Annotated in this window: 1 protein-coding gene; it reads right to left on the reverse strand. The window is 54.2% G+C overall.

Annotated features, from left to right (window positions below; translation table 11 throughout):
- The coding region (locus ACTHUR_RS19745) for a right-handed parallel beta-helix repeat-containing protein (protein WP_440400494.1) at positions 1–476 on the reverse strand (476 nt) is incomplete at both ends.

Raw genomic sequence — 476 nt, forward strand, 5'->3', positions numbered from 1 at the left:
GTTGAGGCGTATGCCCGACCATGCGGTGTTGTCGCGAATCAGGTTGCCGGCTACTTCATGTCCGGCGCCGCTGAAGATTCCGATACCTGCCGCGCGCCAGCCGAGTTCGACGGTATTGTTCAGGAAACGGTTGTTTTCAGCTACTTTGGATTCTGTTTGGTCTGCAATGCTCGACCATGTCGCCAGACCGTCGTCGCCGTTGCCTCGGATATTGGCATTGATGACGGTCGAATGGCTGGTTCCCTGCGCAAAATTAATGCCGTCTGCGAGATTGTTCCGAATGAGGGCGTTGGAGACGGTCAGTCCGTCTGTGTAGTGCAGTGGGTGTTCATTGTCCACTTTGGCGTAATCGCCGGTCCAGATGCCTACTTCAAAATGTTCAATGGCGATGTCGTGGATGGACGAGCCTTTGCCCAAGGTGCCGGAAATGCCCTTGTAGTTGGCTTGTTGGTGGTAACGGGATGCCAAATTTGAAT

The sequence above is a fragment of the Neisseria sp. P0021.S007 genome (assembly GCF_051956855.1).